The organism is Pedobacter roseus, from assembly GCF_014395225.1.
Taxonomy (GTDB): domain Bacteria; phylum Bacteroidota; class Bacteroidia; order Sphingobacteriales; family Sphingobacteriaceae; genus Pedobacter; species Pedobacter roseus.
Genome location: NZ_CP060723.1, coordinates 4,081,550 through 4,099,652, shown reverse-complemented (window position 1 = coordinate 4,099,652; position 18,103 = coordinate 4,081,550). Strand labels below are relative to the sequence as shown.

The 18,103-nt window shown below is 37.7% G+C and carries 18 protein-coding genes; 6 read left to right on the top strand and 12 right to left on the bottom strand.

The annotated features are described in order from the left end of the window. The first annotated feature begins 16 nt into the window (after positions 1-16). The 3 genes from H9L23_RS16765 (at position 17) to fabG (ending at position 2,279) form a co-directional block, all read left to right on the top strand. Positions 17-1,093 carry an agmatine deiminase family protein gene (locus H9L23_RS16765; protein WP_187591471.1) on the top strand — a complete coding sequence of 359 codons (1,077 nt, stop codon included), beginning with the start codon at positions 17-19 and terminating at the stop codon, positions 1,091-1,093. A gap of 9 nt (positions 1,094-1,102) precedes the next feature. Further along, entirely contained in the window at positions 1,103-1,471 is a 369-nt protein-coding gene (locus H9L23_RS16760) for a VOC family protein (protein WP_187591470.1), read from the top strand. A 64-nt stretch (positions 1,472-1,535) separates the two neighbouring features. Further along, entirely contained in the window at positions 1,536-2,279 is a 744-nt protein-coding gene (fabG, locus tag H9L23_RS16755; RefSeq protein ID WP_187591469.1) for a 3-oxoacyl-[acyl-carrier-protein] reductase, read from the top strand. Between the two features lie 83 nt (positions 2,280-2,362). Here fabG and H9L23_RS16750 read toward each other — a convergent pair whose 3' ends face one another. Continuing rightward, positions 2,363-3,094, bottom strand: a complete 732-nt coding sequence (locus H9L23_RS16750; protein WP_187591468.1) for a L,D-transpeptidase family protein — start codon at positions 3,092-3,094, stop codon at positions 2,363-2,365. 255 nt (positions 3,095-3,349) lie between these two features. Between H9L23_RS16750 and H9L23_RS16745 the strand changes: the two genes are divergently transcribed. After that, positions 3,350-5,434 (top strand): hypothetical protein, encoded by a 2,085-nt coding sequence (locus tag H9L23_RS16745; RefSeq protein ID WP_187591467.1) that lies wholly within the window; start codon positions 3,350-3,352, stop codon positions 5,432-5,434. An 83-nt stretch (positions 5,435-5,517) separates the two neighbouring features. On the opposite strand, the gene H9L23_RS16740 is transcribed toward H9L23_RS16745, so the two are convergent. From H9L23_RS16740 to H9L23_RS16720, 5 genes are all read right to left on the bottom strand, one after another. Beyond that, complete coding sequence (locus tag H9L23_RS16740; RefSeq protein ID WP_187591466.1) at positions 5,518-6,132, bottom strand: trimeric intracellular cation channel family protein; 615 nt, start codon at positions 6,130-6,132, stop codon at positions 5,518-5,520. 117 nt (positions 6,133-6,249) lie between these two features. Then, positions 6,250-6,549, bottom strand: coding sequence for an FtsB family cell division protein (locus H9L23_RS16735; protein ID WP_025145767.1), 300 nt, complete (start codon positions 6,547-6,549; stop codon positions 6,250-6,252). A gap of 166 nt (positions 6,550-6,715) precedes the next feature. Further along, on the bottom strand, positions 6,716-8,011 hold the full coding sequence (gene eno / locus H9L23_RS16730; RefSeq protein ID WP_029278432.1) for a phosphopyruvate hydratase: 1,296 nt from the start codon (positions 8,009-8,011) through the stop codon (positions 6,716-6,718). Positions 8,012-8,512: 501 nt separating this feature from the next. Then, positions 8,513-9,361, bottom strand: coding sequence for a DUF2911 domain-containing protein (locus H9L23_RS16725; RefSeq protein ID WP_187591465.1), 849 nt, complete (start codon positions 9,359-9,361; stop codon positions 8,513-8,515). Positions 9,362-9,433: 72 nt separating this feature from the next. Then, entirely contained in the window at positions 9,434-9,943 is a 510-nt protein-coding gene (locus tag H9L23_RS16720; protein WP_187591464.1) for a GNAT family N-acetyltransferase, read from the bottom strand. Between the two features lie 75 nt (positions 9,944-10,018). Between H9L23_RS16720 and H9L23_RS16715 the strand changes: the two genes are divergently transcribed. Both H9L23_RS16715 and H9L23_RS16710 read left to right on the top strand, forming a co-directional pair. After that, positions 10,019-10,651, top strand: a complete 633-nt coding sequence (locus H9L23_RS16715; RefSeq protein ID WP_187591463.1) for an ABC transporter ATP-binding protein — start codon at positions 10,019-10,021, stop codon at positions 10,649-10,651. Beyond that, complete coding sequence (locus H9L23_RS16710; RefSeq protein WP_187591462.1) at positions 10,651-11,781, top strand: hypothetical protein; 1,131 nt, start codon at positions 10,651-10,653, stop codon at positions 11,779-11,781. The genes H9L23_RS16715 and H9L23_RS16710 overlap by 1 nt, the downstream gene beginning before the upstream one ends. A gap of 267 nt (positions 11,782-12,048) precedes the next feature. Here H9L23_RS16710 and H9L23_RS16705 read toward each other — a convergent pair whose 3' ends face one another. The 6 genes from H9L23_RS16705 to H9L23_RS16680 form a co-directional block, all read right to left on the bottom strand. Then, positions 12,049-12,408, bottom strand: coding sequence for a hypothetical protein (locus H9L23_RS16705; protein WP_187591461.1), 360 nt, complete (start codon positions 12,406-12,408; stop codon positions 12,049-12,051). Between the two features lie 18 nt (positions 12,409-12,426). Next, positions 12,427-13,833, bottom strand: coding sequence for a D-alanyl-D-alanine carboxypeptidase/D-alanyl-D-alanine endopeptidase (gene dacB, locus H9L23_RS16700; protein WP_187591460.1), 1,407 nt, complete (start codon positions 13,831-13,833; stop codon positions 12,427-12,429). 20 nt (positions 13,834-13,853) lie between these two features. Next, positions 13,854-14,978 carry an ATP-binding protein gene (locus H9L23_RS16695; protein ID WP_187591459.1) on the bottom strand — a complete coding sequence of 375 codons (1,125 nt, stop codon included), beginning with the start codon at positions 14,976-14,978 and terminating at the stop codon, positions 13,854-13,856. A 140-nt stretch (positions 14,979-15,118) separates the two neighbouring features. Further along, positions 15,119-15,721, bottom strand: coding sequence for a CDP-alcohol phosphatidyltransferase family protein (locus tag H9L23_RS16690; RefSeq protein ID WP_187591458.1), 603 nt, complete (start codon positions 15,719-15,721; stop codon positions 15,119-15,121). Between the two features lie 61 nt (positions 15,722-15,782). Then, positions 15,783-16,772, bottom strand: coding sequence for an aspartate-semialdehyde dehydrogenase (locus H9L23_RS16685; RefSeq protein ID WP_187591457.1), 990 nt, complete (start codon positions 16,770-16,772; stop codon positions 15,783-15,785). A 459-nt stretch (positions 16,773-17,231) separates the two neighbouring features. Then, complete coding sequence (locus H9L23_RS16680; protein ID WP_187591456.1) at positions 17,232-18,101, bottom strand: sugar phosphate isomerase/epimerase family protein; 870 nt, start codon at positions 18,099-18,101, stop codon at positions 17,232-17,234. Between the last annotated feature and the right edge of the window lie 2 nt (positions 18,102-18,103).

Genomic DNA, 18,103 nt, shown 5'->3' with positions numbered 1-18,103 from the left:
TCGGACTTTAAAAACTATGTCAAACTTTCCTCCAAGAAAAGATTTAAATATCAATCAGTTCGATTATTCGCCAAAGCAGCAAGGTTATGCTTTCCCTGCCGAATGGGCTAAACATGAGGCAACCTGGTTAAGCTGGCCACATAAAGAAGCCTCCTGGCCAGATAAAATCGAAACCATTTATGAACCGTATTGCCAGTTTATTAAAGCTGTTGCTGAAGGCGAAAAAGTGCGTATCAATGTGAAAGATGAAGAAATGAAAGCTTTTGCTGTTTCTGAATTAACCAAAGTAGATGCCGATTTAAGCCAGATTGAATTTTATTTTAATGAAACCAATGATGCCTGGTGCCGTGATCATGGCCCTGCATTTTTGCTTAAAAGTAACGAAAAGGCAGTGGTAGATTGGGGTTACAACGCATGGGGTGGTAAATATCCTCCGTTCGATCTTGATGATGTAATTCCGACCAAAATTGCCAAACATTTCGATTTACCTTTATTTACACCAGATATTGTAATGGAAGGTGGTTCGGTAGAGTTTAACGGAGCAGGTACGGTTTTAACCACCACAGCTTGTTTATTGAATGAAAACCGTAATCCACATTTAACTAAAGAGCAGATAGAAAAATATTTGCTTGAATATTATGGACAGGATCAGGTTTTATGGTTAGGCGATGGAATTGTAGGTGATGATACCGATGGACATATTGATGATATTACACGTTTTGTAAACGAGGATACGGTTTTAACGGTTGTAGAAAGTAATCCTTCAGATGAAAACTATGTGCTGTTACAAGAGAATTTGGAGGCTTTAAGAGCAATGAAACTGAAAGATGGCAGATCATTAAAAATTATTGAGTTACCGATGCCTTCACCAGTAATTTACGATGATACCCGTTTGCCTGCATCTTACGCTAACTTTTACATTGCTAATGCTGCGGTAATTGTTCCGGTTTTTGATGATGTAAATGACCAAAAAGCTTTGGATATTATTCAGGGCTGTTTCCCTGATCGCAAAGTGATTGGAATCAACTCAGTCGATATTATTTGGGGATTGGGAAGTTTTCATTGTTTAAGTCAGCAGGAACCGGCGTTATAATTTATTGATATGAAACTGAGCAGAATAATTTTATTTGGTAATGATATTGGTGCCTTAAAGGTCTTTTATCAGTCCGTTTTTAATTTTTCGTTAATAGAAGAAATTGAAAACAAGTGGCTGGTTTTCAACGCGGGAGTCATCGAAATTGCTTTTCATCGGATTGGGGAATCATTCAGAAATGAGGATTCTTTTCGTGCAGAAAGTAATGTGAAACTAGTTTTTAGTATTGAAGAAAATATTGAAGAGGTTCGAAAACGACTTATAGAAAGAGGTGCAAAAATGAAAGATATCAAATCTTTTGAAGGCATTGATTTTCTTTTTTGCGATGGGGAGGACATAGAGGGGAACATTTTTCAGCTTAGCCAGAAAAAAGCATAATCTTTTATTGCTATAAATTATAACTTTACAACATTAAAACATTTCAACTTTACAACATTTCATAATGAAATTATTAGAAGGAAAAACAGCATTAATTACAGGTGCATCAAAAGGGATCGGCCGTAAAATAGCTGAAAAATTTGCCGAGCAGGGCGCTAATGTAGCTTTTACATATTTATCATCAGTAGAAAAAGGTGAGGCTTTAGAGCAGGAATTACAAAGCTTTGGAACAAAAGTTAAAGGTTACCGTTCTGACGCTTCTAAATTTGCAGAAGCAGAGCAATTGATCACCGATATTGTTGCCGAATTCGGTACCATTGATATTGTAGTAAACAATGCTGGTATTACCAAAGATGGTTTGTTGATGCGCATGAGCGAGGAAAACTGGGATGATGTCATCAACATTAACTTAAAATCGATTTTCAACGTAACCAAAGCGGCTTCTAAAGTAATGATGAAAGCCCGTAAAGGTGTATTTATCAATATGAGTTCGGTTGTGGGTATTACAGGTAATGCTGGTCAGGCCAATTATGCGGCTTCAAAAGCAGGTATCATTGGTTTCACCAAATCGGTTGCTAAAGAGTTAGGTTCGAGAAATATCCGTGCCAACGTAGTTGCACCAGGTTTTATCCGTACCGAAATGACTGAGGTTTTAGATCCAAAAGTTGTTGAAGGCTGGGAAAAAGATATTCCATTAAAACGCGCTGGTGAAACGGAAGATATTGCCAACGTTTGCGTGTTTTTAGCTTCTGATATGAGCGCTTACGTAACCGGACAAACTTTGTCTGTTTGCGGTGGGATGCTGTAAGAGGGTTAAGGGATTGAAAGGTTGGAAGGTTGAAAGGTTTTGGGAACAGAACATTTCAACTTTCCAACCTTTTAACTTTTCTACTATTTTACAACATATTTCCCTTTTACCTCACTAACGTTAGGTTGCGTTTGATTCTTCTCAAAAGCTAAATATCCTGCTTGTAACGATTTCCAAAAGTTCGCCTGCACCGGGAATTGAGCACTATATTTTTTGATATTTCCTTCCGTCATTTTGAAAGGATAGATGTTTACCGGAATCTTTTCCTGACCAGCATTTCTGGCTTCAACGCCCAAAATATATACTTCTTTAATTTTTTCATCGGTTAAAGGTATACAGCCAACCGTTACACAATTACCATGGATGTAGATATCGCTTCCAGGCTTTCTATCTTTCCCTGTTCTGGCATAATCTACTGTATTTGGATAATTTACGCCTAAGGATAGATGAAAATTACTCATGGGATTAAAAACGTTAACATAATAAAATCCTTCCGGCGTTTGTCCATCGCCTTCAAATACTTTCGGACCAATGGTGCCAGAATGCGCACAGAAATCATAAGTTCTGAATAGCGAATAGGTTTTGGCCGAATTATTCTTTAACCATACTTCCAGTTTTCCCTCTGTTTTATAAGCATTAATTACCATCGAGAACTGATCACCATAACCACCTGCCTGAACAAACTTTCTTAATGTTTCCCATTTTTCGCTGTATGCCTTTTCTACTCTTTCGAATTTGATTTGCGTGGCTTTAAAATTTTGGGCATTCACCATAAGGCTTAGAGATAACAGAAATGTTAAACAGATTAATTTCATAAAGATTGATTTGGTTTAAAAATAGGAATTTAACCACAGAGCGCATAGCGTTCTATTTTTTTACCACAAAGGTCACAGAGAAAAGGCACGAAGTACACAGAGTCGGGAGCTTAAAAAGGTTTAGGTCCTCTGTGGTCCTCAGTGTAAAACTCGGTGCACTCGGTGGTTAAAAGAATAGGTGTTTTTAGTGTTAGTATAAATTCTTTATGGTTAATAATCTTGAAAATTTCCCTAAAATTACCATCTTTATGAATTATGACTGGTTTTTTTACAGGTGCTTCTATTTTGTCTTTTCTGGGTTGCCTGGCTTTAGGCGCGCTGTATGCCTGGTTGCTTTATCGTGGTAACAAAAATCTGGATAAAAAACTTCAATATGGTTTAACGACCTTGCGGATTGTAGTGGTTACCACCATTGCGTGGTTAATATTTGCTCCCCTCATTAAAACCTTAAATTATACCCTGGATAAACCGGTAATTATTATCGGACAGGATAATTCTCTGTCTGTTGGTCAGGTTAAAGCAACCGGTTTCGACCAGAAATTATATGAGCAAAACCTTAAAATGTTACAGGATAAACTATCAGATAAATATGAGGTAAAAACGCTTCATTTTGGCGATCAGGTTGCCGATGGTTTCGATTTTAAAAATCAGGGAAAATTAACCGATGCTTCCGCTTTTTTTCAGAAAGTGAGGGATGAATACACTAACCGAAATGTTGGTGCTATCATTTTAGCTACTGATGGTATTTTTAACCATGGTGGAAATCCTTTGTATAGCGTAAACCAGATCAATGCACCGGTTTATACCATTGCTTTAGGGGATAGTATCCCGAAGCGTGATGTGTTGATTTCGAATGTAAATTACAATAACATTGTGTACCTGGATGACGATTTCACTATCGAAGTGCAGGTGCAGGCTTTTCAAAGCGATGGAGAAAATACCTCTTTAACGGTTAGCCAGAATGGAGCAAAGATTGAACAGCAAAGCATATCCATCAGCGGCAATTCTTTTGTTAAAACGGTTCCTGTTAAGATCCATGCCGGTAAAATTGGGGTGCAGAAGTATACCATTCAATTAGGCACTTTAAAAAATGAAATCACTACCCGAAATAACGTTCAGACTTTTTATGTAGAGGTGATTGATGGCAGACAGAAAGTTTTACTAGCCGCTGTTGCACCGCATCCCGATTTAGGCGTATTAAAAGAGGCTATTTCGCTTAATAAACACTATGAGGCTAAACTTGCCCTTGCTGATGATTTAAACTCGACAGATCCGTCTAAATTCGATTTAATCGTTTTGTATCAGTTGCCCGATGTTCAAAATATTTCGTCAGTATTTTTAAAAAAATTGGCAGGTTTGAAGAAGCCGATCTGGTACATTTTGGGTGCTCAGAGCAACATCAATGCTTTTAACCAGATCCAGAATCAGGTAAATCTGAGTTCAGCCAATGGTTCTGTTCAGGAGGTATATGCTGATTTTGCCAATGGTTTTACCAGTTTTAATCTCACTGAAGAAGATAAAAAACAGTTTTCGGCTTTCGATCCTTTGCTTAGTCCGTTTGCAAGGTTGACTGTAAATGCAGGTGCAACACCTGTTTTTAATCAGCGTATCGGCAAAGTGAGTACGCAGCAGCCATTATTGTTCTTTGCAAATGAAAATGGCTTAAAGGCCGGTTACCTGATGGGAGAGGGGCTATGGCGCTGGAAACTTTCAGAGGCTGAAAATGAAAGTAATCAGTCGGTTTTAAATGACCTGATTTCAAAAACGGTTCAATACCTTTCGGTTAAAGATGATAAACGAAGATTTAAGGTTTTTACCTCGAAATCGGCTTATGATGAAAATGAATCGATCCAGTTCAATGCTACGCTTTATAACGATAGCTATCAACCTGTAAATGAGGTGGAAGTTAAACTTCAGGTAAAAAATGAAGCCGGAAAAGTGTTTAACTATATCTTCTCTAAAACTGAAAATGGCTACCAGTTAGATGCCGGAACCATGCCTGCGGGTAATTATTCTTACATGGCTAATGCAGAACTGGGTGGAAAGAAATTCACCGCCTCTGGTAGTTTCTACGTAAACACACTGATCGCGGAATATCAGCAAACAACTGCCAACCATCAGCTTCTAAATACCATATCTAAACAAAGCAATGGCAGGCTCTTTATGCCCGAAAATCTACTTAAAATAGCGGATGAAATTGGCAAAAACGAGAACATTAAAACCATCAGCTACGAGGACCGTAAATACGATGAACTCATCAATATGAAATGGTTATTTGGTTTAGTGCTGATCTTATTCGGTACAGAGTGGTTTTTGAGGAAAAGGAACGGAGAACTTTAGATGATGTAAAATGTTGGGATGTAAGATGGATGATGTAGCTAGTCTATTTCCATTGTCCGTTATCCCTCATCCATTTTTCATCTTTAATGCCATTCATCTCTGTAAACAAACTTAGGCATGTGCCATTCGAAGCGGATAGAAAGTAAGCGTAATGCTAATCCAACAACAGCCGCCGAAATGGTAGCTAACATCTCACCCCCATGGAAATGTTCTACACCGATATAAACAGCACCTGTTACAATCGCTGCACTCGCATAAATCTCTTTTCTAAAAAGAAATGGAACTTCATTACAGAGCACATCACGGAGTACGCCGCCTGCACAACCGGTAATCATTCCGCTAAACAGTACAATTAAATAGGGTAGATGAATTTCCTGAGCAACCTGGCAGCCAATTATGGTGAAAACCACCAAACCCAAAGCATCAAGGTAAAGAAATAGCTTTTTAAGTTTTGTCATTATAGATGCGATAAATGCAGCGAGTAAGGCCGCTACCGCTGTAATCACTAAATATTCCGGATGTTCAACCCAACTCATCGGGTAATGGCCGAATAATACATTTCTAACGGTCCCACCACCCAAAGCAGTTACCCATGCAATAATACAAACACCTACCCAATCCATATCACGTCTGCCTGCAGAAAGCGCAGCAGTCATCGCTTCGGCTGTTATGGCGATAATGTAAAGAATGTGGAGCATTAGATGATTAACTGTTTGATTGTTTAATCGGTTAACTGACGGAGGAGTTGTTCTATGGTTTGATTGTTTAATTGTTGGGTGACTCCAAACTCCCAACGCAAAACTCCAAACTGAAAACTAATCCTTCTTCTCTTCCTGGATAATCACAAAAACATCTTCATTGTCTTTTTTCATGAAGTATTTTTCGCGGGCAAATTTTTCAGCTGTATTCAGGTTGGTATTTAGTTCGTTAAGGTCTTTTTTAACCTGGGCAGTTTCTTTCTCGAAATATTCTTTTTCTTCCTGCAATTTATTTGCCTGACTGCGATACTCATACTGCGACATCATATCGTTTTTGTCGAAAAATAGCATCCACATCGCAAAAGCGACAGTAGCAAGGAAATATTTATTGCGGAAAAGATCTATTAAACGTTTCATATATGATATGAGATTTTAGATGTGAGATTTGAGAAGATCAAATCCAACAAACAAATATAGTATTAAAATAAAAACATCCGAAGATTTAAAATCTCCGGATGTTTCGCAAATTAGTTTTTCAACTTGTTAACACTATAGCATTGGGGTTTAAACCCAATATTATAAATTATTTCTTAGCATATTTGAATTTCGAACCGATGAAACGTGCGTTTTCACCTAATTCTTCTTCAATACGTAATAATTGATTGTATTTTGCAATCCTGTCTGAACGTGATGCAGAACCGGTTTTAATCTGTCCGCAGTTTAATGCAACAGCCAAATCAGCAATCGTAACATCTTCAGTTTCGCCAGAACGGTGACTCATTACCGAAGTATAACCATTGTTTTGTGCTAAAGTTACCGCATTGATGGTTTCAGTTAAAGAACCGATCTGGTTTACTTTTACCAGGATCGAGTTAGCAGTAGCCTCGTCAATACCACGTTGTAAACGCGTAACGTTAGTTACAAATAAATCATCACCTACCAATTGAACATGGTCGCCGATTTTATCAGTCAAGCTTTTCCAGCCAGTCCAGTCGTTTTCATCCATACCATCTTCAATAGAGATAATTGGATATTTTGCAGAAAGATCAGCTAAATATTGTGCCTGCTCTTCGCTTGAACGAATTACACCAGTAGCACCTTCAAATTTAGTATAGTCGTATTTACCATCTTTGTAGAACTCAGATGAAGCACAGTCTAAAGCTAAACAGATCTGTGAACCTGGTTTGTAACCAGCAGTTTCAATTGCTTTTAATACCGTTTCAATTGCATCTTCAGTACCATCAAAAGTTGGTGCAAAACCACCTTCATCACCTACTGCAGTAGATAAACCTCTATCATGAAGAATTTTTTTCAAGCTATGGAAAACTTCAGTTCCCCAACGTAAAGCCTCAGAGAATGAAGGAGCGCCAACCGGCATAATCATAAATTCCTGGAAAGCGATAGGTGCATCAGAGTGAGAACCTCCGTTAATGATGTTCATCATCGGAATCGGTAAAGTGTTGGCATTAACACCACCAATGTAACGGTATAATGGTTGACCGATTTCATCAGCAGCAGCTTTCGCAGCAGCCAAAGAAACACCTAAAATAGCATTAGCACCTAAGTTACCTTTGTTTTCGGTACCATCAAGGTCTAACATAATTTTATCAATTGTATTTTGCTCAAAAACATCAATACCTCTTAATGCATCAGCAATTTTAGTATTTACATTTTCTACAGCTTTTAAAACACCTTTACCTAAATATGTAGATTTATCACCATCACGTAATTCAACAGCCTCATATTGTCCAGTAGATGCACCGCTTGGTACAGCTGCACGGCCAAAAGCGCCTGCCTCTGTTACAACTTCTACTTCTACTGTTGGATTGCCTCTCGAATCGAGAATCTGTCTGGCATGGACATTAACGATTATGCTCATTTTTATTTGATTTTTTATTGATTTTTTAACCTGCTTAGTGTATAAAGTACAATTACTAAGCGCAACATCAAAGTTAGTATATTTTTTAAATAAATAAAGCGTTTTGAGGGTTAATGTTACGATAGTTGTTTGAGTTAACCGATGGTTAATTTTAAGTTAATATTGACCATGAAACTCATCTTGTCGTTGAGATCTTTAGAAGTACAATAATCTTAATTTGAAAAGGAACTGCAGAATTCCTTCGGTTGGGGTTGGTCCCGCTTTTTGTTTCAACAAAAGCTGAAAAAGCTTTTGGTTTCCACGACAATCGGGTTTAGATTACTTAGGTTCGGTAATTTATAGGAAAACTATGCCTGAAAGTGCCGTCATCTCGATCCGAAAGCTATCGGATGAAACGCAGTGAAGCGGAGAGATCTATCTCGAGACAGATTTCTCGACTTAGCTGCACCCGATAGCTATCGGGTCCGCTCGAAATGACGACACCACTGGGTAATTATCTCCTTATTTTTTAGCTTCAGCCAAAAGTTCAGAATTGAGGCGTACATATTCATCAACCTTTTGTGCTTTTGCAACGTCGATACCTTGTTGTGCAGTAGTGGCGGCGGCTGCTTTATCTCCCATTTTTAATTGGATACGGCCTTTCCACAATTTAAACCAGGGTGCTTTTGGATCTGACTTTTCTGCTTCGGTCATCCATGCTAAAGCTTGTTTCAAATCTTTCCCGTTTTGCAAATAATATTGTGCAGCAGCAAAATATGGTTTCTTTTCACCCTTCATTGCTTCGGCGATATTGGCCATTACTTTTTCATCAATAGAAGTAGTGATATTGATGGCATAGGCACTATTCTCCCACATCATATTTAAAGTTGCAGAAGTTTCGCTAACTGCCGAAAATTGCATGGTTAAAGTTTCTACTTTATCCTTTAAAGTTGTTGTTTTTACTTTCACGCGCAACACATCATCACTTTCTTTATACTCGTAAGCACCCCATTGATCGGCAATTTTATTAAAAATAACGGTCCATTCGTTTTTACCCGAAATACTGAACAGGCCATATTCGCCAGCAGGTAAATCTTTCCCTTCAATTTTAACCGCATCGGTAAATTTAACGCGTGTGGCTGCATTTGCACCGTTACGCCAAACAACGCCTAAAGGTTCCATACCGCCAAAAATTTTACGGCCTTTAACATTCGGACGGGAATAAGTTAAAGTTATTTTTCCCAATCCAAAATCCTGGATGATGGTTTGACCACTACTCGGTTGTGGGAATTTGGCTTCCTGGGCATTAGCAAAATCTGCTGCACCCAAAAGTGCTACAAACAGCACTATTGATTTGATCGATAATTTCATTGCTTTGTTGTTTTTGGTTTGCACGAATTTACGCAATAAGCTTCGGGTTTAACAAAAAATTTAATGTTGCAGCTAGCGGAGTTGATTTTTTCTAAATCCAAAAATCAGCTCATCAAAATATTCGTCATTTTTAAAAATGGTACCCTTTAATTCCGCTTCGAAAATAAAGCCCGATTTCTTTAAAACCTGCTGCGAAGCCAGGTTCGTATGTGTTGTCCGTGCAAAAATTCTATCAATATCGAAGGTAGTGAAACCATATTGAAGCATTTCTTTTATGGCAAGCGGAACAATTCCTCTTCCCCAAAAATCTTCAGCAATCCAGTAACCCATTTCTGCACTTTTACTATAAATATCGGACAGTTGATGCACACCTATCGATCCGATTACTTCACCATTTAATACAATGGCTTTGATTTGTAAGGGATCATGACTTAAAGCCAGTTGAATAAAAGCTTCCCCATCTTTTTTTTCGTAAAGAAATGGGAATTTATTGGTCAGGTATTTAGAAATATTGAAATTATTGGCGTATTTAACCAAACTTTCAACATCGCTGGGCTGGTAAGGACGTAAAGTTAGTTGCATTGATGTAGGATTTTACCAAGATGAAGTCCGGTTGTAACTTTCCAACAAAAATAAAGTCAGAAATAAAATGGTTTTATGCTGCACTTCAATCAATTTGAAAAATCTTACTTCGATCATCTCGTTTTAAAGATAGATAATATTAAGCTTCCTGAAGGCATTTTTTGGATAAAAGGAAGCAATGGTACAGGAAAAAGTACCTTATTGAAAGCGATTGCAGGGATATTGTCTTTTAAGGGTGATATCGCAATAGGAACGGTTTATCTGAAGAATCATGGTGTAGCCTACAGAAAACTGGTCAATTTTGCCGCTACCGAACCATTATTTCCCGAATTTTTAAGCGGAGCGGAGATGATCGGTCTTTTTGCGAAAGCTAAAGGTGCAAGTTCGGGACAGGCGGAGGCATTACTTGCTGAAATCGGAATGCAAGATTACATTTATAATCCATTGGGTTCTTATTCCAGTGGTATGCTTAAAAAACTTTCGCTGGTGCTGGCTTTTTTGGGCAAACCCAAATTGATCTTATTGGATGAACCTTTAAATACCATCGATGCCGAATCTCTAGAGGTGTTGTATCGTTGGATCAACAAAAAACATAAAGAAGAAGGGATCAGTTTTCTTTTATCCTCACACCAGTCATTGGATGAATTAAAATTGCCCGGACTTAAACAGATTAATATCGAAGATAAAAAATTAACCCTGAACTTTTAATGCTTCCGCTTTCGAACATTGCTTTAAGAAAAATATTTGTAGATGGGTTTTACCGGACCCATGCGGGCATGCTGCTATTCGTTTTTGTGATGTTGATCAGTTATTGTTTGTTCATCAATACATTAGGTACGGTTATGCCTGATCAGATTGATTTTTGGCAGTTTTTCTTTACCATCAGTTTGGTGAGCAATCCGTTAATTATGGCCTTTTATCTTATCGCAAGCGCATTATATACCTATAAATGCTTAAAATATCTACTCAACCAGCTTTTTCTACCTCAACAGGAGTTTTTATACTACAGTTTTACCTCATCCTCAAAAAAACAACAGTTTTATAGCTGGTGTGTAGTGTTGGCTTATATATTTATTCCGGTATGGTGTTATACTTTGTATGCCGTAGTGATTGGGATCGTATTTGGTTTTTATCTTATTTCTATTGGAATTTTATTCTTTCAGCTGCTGCTGATTATTGCAGGTGCTTATATCATTCTAAAAGAAAGTAATCGTTTAATTGAAAGCAGTAAACCCAACTGGCTAATCAGAGTAAGCCGGAAATGGAGTAAACCTGTGTTTTTATTGTATAGCTTTCAGGTTTTTAACCAATCCAAACTGGCCTATTTATTAACCAAAATGCTTTCGTGGGTATTGATTTCAAGTGTTTTTGTGCTTTTTTCTGATTTGGAAGATAATTTCAGGTTACTCATGCTCATTACCTCCTGCATTGTTGTGGCCCATGTTGTGCTCATTTATCAGGAGAAAATTTTCAATGATCGTTATTTGTCCTTTTTGCCAAATTTTCCATTCTCAAGGGCAAAAGTATTTTTTGGCTTCTGTTTAAACTATCTTATTTTATTATTGCCCGAAATATGTTGGATGACTACGCGTTTTGGCTCATTAATTTCACTCGAATTAGTCGCATTTGCTTTTTCCGCTATCCTTTTATTTAGAAATTTGCTTCTGCTGAATGAGATTCAGGTTAAAGGATTTTTGATAGGTGTTTTTTGTCTGTTTTTCCTCTTTTATGTGTTTATCATGTTTGGCTTAGGCTTAATGCTAATTCCACTAAACGTTATTGTGGCTTGGTTGGTATTCAGGAGAAATTGTTTGAACGATAATTACATTGATATTTGAACAGGTCGTCATCTCGACTGAAGCGCAGCGGAATGGAGAGATCTATGGAGACAGATTTTGCCTCGCAGAGCCTTCGGATTCTCGACTGCGTTGCACCCAATAGCTATCGGGTCCGCTCGAAATGACGACTTTTCTATAGGACTCCTTATCCATGGTCTGTGTCCGCACAGACCATCTATGAATATGATATTGTAGGAAGTGATAACTAATTTTACGAGTGTTCTGTGAGGACACAGACCACGGAATGGGATTATTTTTAAATACTTCCTAAATATTCGAAAACAAAAAGTTTAACCTGGCAAGTTCCGTTTTGATCTGGTTCATGCCAATTAAACCGCCAGACATGCCGCTTGATTGCTGAAAAATGTTGATTGTAAGTTCGTTGTTAACGCCTGGAGCCATTGTTACGCTAAATTTAAAATAAATTACAAAAGCACCAAGTAAAAGTCGTTTTATACGGCTGCCTTTTTCTAATATTAAATTGCCAAATTGATCGTTAGTCACCTGATATCCTTGTTGTTCCATCACTTCGGTAACTTTTTTAGTCATTTCATCTGCTGAAATACCTTTATATAGGTTCGAAATCAGTCCGTCAACGGCTTGAAGGTTTTTTACAAAAAGCGCCATATTATTTATAGGGATGTTTTATTTTAATTCGTCTAATACCTTAAACAACTTTTTGTTAATACTGTTTCCGCTATAATTATTAATATTGATCACCACCACATATTTGTTACCAGCAGCATCCGTATGGTAACCTGAAAAGGCAGAAACATCGTTTATGGTTCCACTTTTAATTTTCATTCCATTGTATTCAGGCAGTGCTTTATAATAATCAGTGAACCAGTTTTCTTTCTGAATCTGAAAAAGAACATTTGCCATTGCCGAGGTTGTAATTCGGTCGCCTGGAGAAAGTCCGCTGCCGTCGATAATATTCAATGCTGTTCTATCAATTCCTTTATCAGCCCAAAAGTTGATTTCAGTTTCAGCACCTTTACTTGTTGTACCTGCTTTCCCCGATTTTATCGCAATTGTTTTTAAAAGTGATTCGCCATATAAATTGATGCTTTTCTTTAAAAACCAATAGGTCATCTCGCTTAAACTTGGCGAACTAATGGTGCTTATTTTTTGTGTAACTGAAGGAATGACCTGATTGTTTAAGGTCATTAACCTTGCTGTAGTGGCCTGCTGACCGGTCGAAATCCCCAATCTCTTCAAAGTATCCTGTAAACGGTAAGCACAATCAAAAGCAGGGTCGGGGAGGGCAACCGAAATGCCTGTTTTGGCAATGCCCATTCCCCAGCTTCCGCGGAGGTAAGCAACATTACTGTAAGGTGGAAGGAAAGCATAACTTCTATCGCCCGTACCAGATGCACCGGTTTTGAGTTCATTAACCAACTGCACATAAGGCGTAGCCGGAACTGTTTTCACAATTTTCACTTCATCTGCTGTACTGCTCCCTGGCTTTAAATGGATATCGAACTGATTTTCGCGCCAGGCTAAACCCGAAGTACCAGCACCATAATAATTGCCGATATCCTGCCAAACCCAGCCTTCAGGTGTGGTTTGTGTGCCAAAAATACGGTCATCACCAATTACAGAACCTTCTATTTTTTTTATGCCTGCGGCTTTTATGGCCGTAACCCAAGTGGTTAAAACGGCACTTTCTTTGTTTTGATAACGCCACGAACCTAAAGTTGGGTCGCCGCTACCGATAATGATCAGGTTACCTTTTAATGTTCCATCTGTAGTAATTGTTCCGGTATAGGCCAAAGTAGTCTGAAACTGAAAATCTTTCCCTAAAATACTAAAGGCTGTTGCAGCCGTAATGGTTTTTAGTGTTGAAGCGGTAGCTAAACCGATCTGCTCATTTTTAGCATATAGCGTTTTACCGGTATTGGCATCCAAAACGCAAAGAGATACTAGGGCATGTTTTGCCTGTTCGTCGTTTAATAAATTATCAAAGGCTTTTTCGATGTTTAGGATCCTGTTTTGGGCATTTGCTGCAATTGTTAAGCACAGCGATAGGGACAATATTTTGAAAAATTTCATTTTTTTTGCGGGCGATTATTTTACATCAGGAAACTGGTATAGTTAGCTTTATTTATAACGTATGTTTCGTTGGTGGGGTATGCATCTAAAAATGTTGAGGGAAACTTTACTTTTTTATTCGCGTTCCACTTGATCTCTATGGCATTTACTTTTCCATCAACTTCTTCTATTAAATCAATTTCCTGTTGCTGAAAACTGCGCCAAAAATAATATTTTGCATGCTTTCTTTTATTATTACTGGCCTTTATGTATTCAGATACGATGTAATTTTCGAATAACTGACCAGCATCCTGTCGTAAGCCGAGCATACTAAAATTTTCGATTACCGCGTTGCGAATTCCTGTATCATAGAAGTATATCTTTTTACTCTTTTTAATTTCGTTCCGCAGGTTACTGCTGTAAGCACCTAGCCTAAATACAACGAAACATTGTTCTAATAAATCGATGTAACGCTCAACAGTAAGTTTATCGGCCTCAATCATTTGGCCAAGTTCAGTATAAGAAACTTCGTTACCAATCTGTAGTGCTAATGCCTGTACCAATTTTTCGAGCTGTAAAGGTTTTCGGATGCCAGTCAGGGATAAAATATCCTTAAAAAGATAACTGTTGGCCAAATTTAATAACAGCTCTTTTTCTTCACCCGGATAATTGATCGCATCAGGATAAGTACCATAAATTAACCTTTTTTCTAAAGCCTGTTCTTCAATAAGCACATTAGTGTCTTCAATAAGTTCTGCAACAGAAAAAGGGAAGAGGTGATATTCGAATTTTCTTCCCGTTAATGATTCTTTGATGCCAACGGCCAGATCTAATGATGAGGAACCTGTAACCAGTAACTGGACATCAGTAAAATTATCGACGATCAGTTTTAACGTTAAGCCAATATTGGTAACACGTTGTGCTTCATCGATGAAAATGATTTTGTTAACACCGATAATTGATTTTAACCGCTCAATACTGATGTCGGTTAATGTGGTGCGTACATTAGCTTCGTCACAGTTTAGGAAAACAAAGGACAATTCTGTTTTTTTTACGAGTTGCTTTAACATAGTGGTTTTACCCACTTGCCTTGCACCGGTAACAATAATGGCTTTTTGTTTAAAAAATTTCGATTCGATGTGATTCTGCAGATTTCTTATAATCATCTTACAAATTTTACTTCTCTCAAATATAGCAAAATTCTGTGCTAATCACTAAATTATATATAATTTAGTGATTACGATCTCTTTTTTATATATAATTTAGTGATTGCGATCGCTAAATTGCATAATTATAAGAATGTAGCTTACCCGTTGAATAACTTATTACGCTTAATTTCCTTTCCCTGCCTCAGTTTTATTGCATGATAAATAGTGGGTACGTCATTTGTCCATTTTTTGAGGGTAAAAACAATGGCGAGTATTTCCAAGCGGGTGGCCATGCAGAGCCAAAAACAAATTTCAAAGAGCACCACCGATTCGCAATGCACCATAATTTCGACTAAAGTAGCAAATATTGTCAGCGTCCAGATTTTAGCACCAATTGAATGTGTGGCAATTTCTTTTTTGAATTTGATATAACTTAAAGCATAAGTTGAAGCTTCAAAAGCACCAAGGACAATTAATTTGACCAGGTTGGTTTTAAAGAAATCAGGACATTGGATATAAGTGGCAACTGCCACCGAGATAAAAAATACCTGATCGATTCCGGAATCAAGCCGCCTTAACTTTTCGGAAGAGATATTGAGCTTACGGGCAATAATGCCATCAAAAACATCGGTTAACAAACCAATGGATAATAAGGTGATGGCTAAAAAAGAATAATTGCTAACATGGAAAACGCTTAACAGGATGATTCCAAAACCGATAAGTAATCTGGAATATATAAGCGCAATGGGAATATGTTTCATTGTTGGAACGCAAAAAAAAAGCCTCCCGATTTTACATCGGGAGGCTTTTGAGTTTTATTGATTAAACCAATTCTTTCTGAATCAGATATTCGGCAATCTGAACTGCATTGGTTGCTGCACCTTTACGTAAGTTATCGGCAACAATCCAAAGGTTAAGGGCTTTAGGAGCCGACTCATCCCTACGGATACGGCCTACAAAAACTTCATCTTTTTCGTGTGCATCTTTCGGCATTGGGTATTTTAAGTTAGCCACATCGTCAACAACAATTATACCAGGCGATTTTTCTAAAATACTACGCACTTCGGCTAAATCGAAATCATTTTCAAACTCGATATTTACCGATTCTGAGTGACCACCCATTACCGGAATACGAACCGTTGTAGCGGTAACTTTAATGCTATCATCGCTCATGATTTTGTTCGTTTCCTTAACCATTTTCATTTCTTCTTTGGTATATCCGTTTTCCAAGAAAACATCAATATGAGGAAGAACATTTAAATCGATTTCATAAGGATAAGCTTTCGGGCCATCAATACCTTTACGCTCATTCATTAACTGCTCAACCGCTTTAACACCTGTACCGGTAACCGATTGGTAGGTAGAAACCACCACACGTTTAATTTTGTATTTATCGTGTAGAGGCTTTAATACCACCACCATCTGGATGGTAGAACAGTTTGGGTTAGCAATAATTTTGTTATCGATAGAAAGTTCGTGTGCATTAACTTCCGGTACAATTAATTTAATTGCAGGATCCATTCTCCAGGCAGAAGAGTTATCGATAACCGTTGTTCCAGCCTCTTTAAAACGTGGCGCGTGCTCTAATGAAGTATTTCCACCAGCCGAAAACAAAGCGATATCTGGCTTCATGCTGATTGCAGTATCCATGCTAACAATTGGGAACTTCTTACCCTTAAAAGTAATTTCCTTACCAACGCTCTTTTCTGATGCTACGGGAATTAACTCTGTTAAAGGGAAATTTCTTTCCTCCAATACTTTTAACATGACAGTGCCAACCAATCCGGTTGCACCTACTACTGCTACTTTCATTTTAAATTTTTTTTATATTATTAATTATTTGATATAAGCCCAAATATGCTAAAAATTAAGCTTATATCCCTATTGTTACCAATTAAATTTGCTTTTAATGTTTAAAATTTTGGGTTTTCGATAGAAAATATGGGTAGAAGATAAATCATTAATTCGATTTAGTAAAACTTGATAAGAGAGGCTTTCTTTCTTTTTTTTGGAAAGCAGGTTCCAGCGCTTATTGGTTACGAAAGTCCTGCCATCCGCTTTATCCCGATGAAGAATCGGGATGCCCGCTACTGTCAGGTTTAATTAACCTAGGTCAGCCGTTCTAGCATGGTGCGAACCTTACGGATCGTCCTCGTTTTTAAAGAGGATGTATGAGAAAAGCGATTTTATCGCTGTACGCATCTCTTCCTCTATGTGCTTTTTTAGTTTAGACCTCGCAGGTTTTGAAAACCTGCGAGGTCTGGAGAAAATTTAAATTAAACTTGCTTTGATATAATCGCAGCTTGTTTTGATCGAGCCAATTGGATCTGGCTGATAGTTATTTTCGTGCTCCACAAAAAAGTGTTGCATACCTGAAAGTTTTGCCTGAGCAAAAATCGATTTAAAATCAATTGATCCTTTACCCACCTCGGTGTTTAATTCAGGTTTGGCTTTGTCCATATCTTTTACGTGCCACATTGGGAAACGGCCTGGGTATTTTTTAAATAATGCTAACGGATCATTACCTGAACGTACTACCCAGTATAAATCCATTTCAAAATTAACCAGGTTTTTATCGGTTTCAGTTAAGTAAACATCGTAACCCGTAGTATCGCCTAATTTTTTAAATTCGAAATCGTGGTTATGATAAGCGAATTTTAATCCTGAGGCTTTTGCAATTTCTGCCACTTTGTTAAAATCATTGGCTGTTTTTTTGAAACCATCTGCACCTTTACTCATATCAACGTGTGCGCCGGCAATGGTAAAATATTTACCGCCAATTGCAGCTGATGATTCGATATCTGCTTTTAACCTATCGGTATTTCCTGTTTTTACAAAATCATCCATGTGGTAATGTCCACTTGGTGCTTTTAAGCCATTGGCATCAAGTAAGGCTTTAAATTCTTTAGGTGTTAAACCCCAAAATTTTCCATTTGCAAAACCATAAGTTTCGACCTCTTTGTATCCGGCTTTTGCTACTTTTTCAATAACGCCTTTTACATCTTTTGGCAATTCATCGCGTAGGGTGTATAATTGCAGGCCAACATTTTTGCTTACTTTATCAAAAGCAAATGATGGGATTAACAAAGCCGCTCCGGCTGCTAATCCTGCTTGTTTTAAGAATGTTCTTCTTGAATTCATTG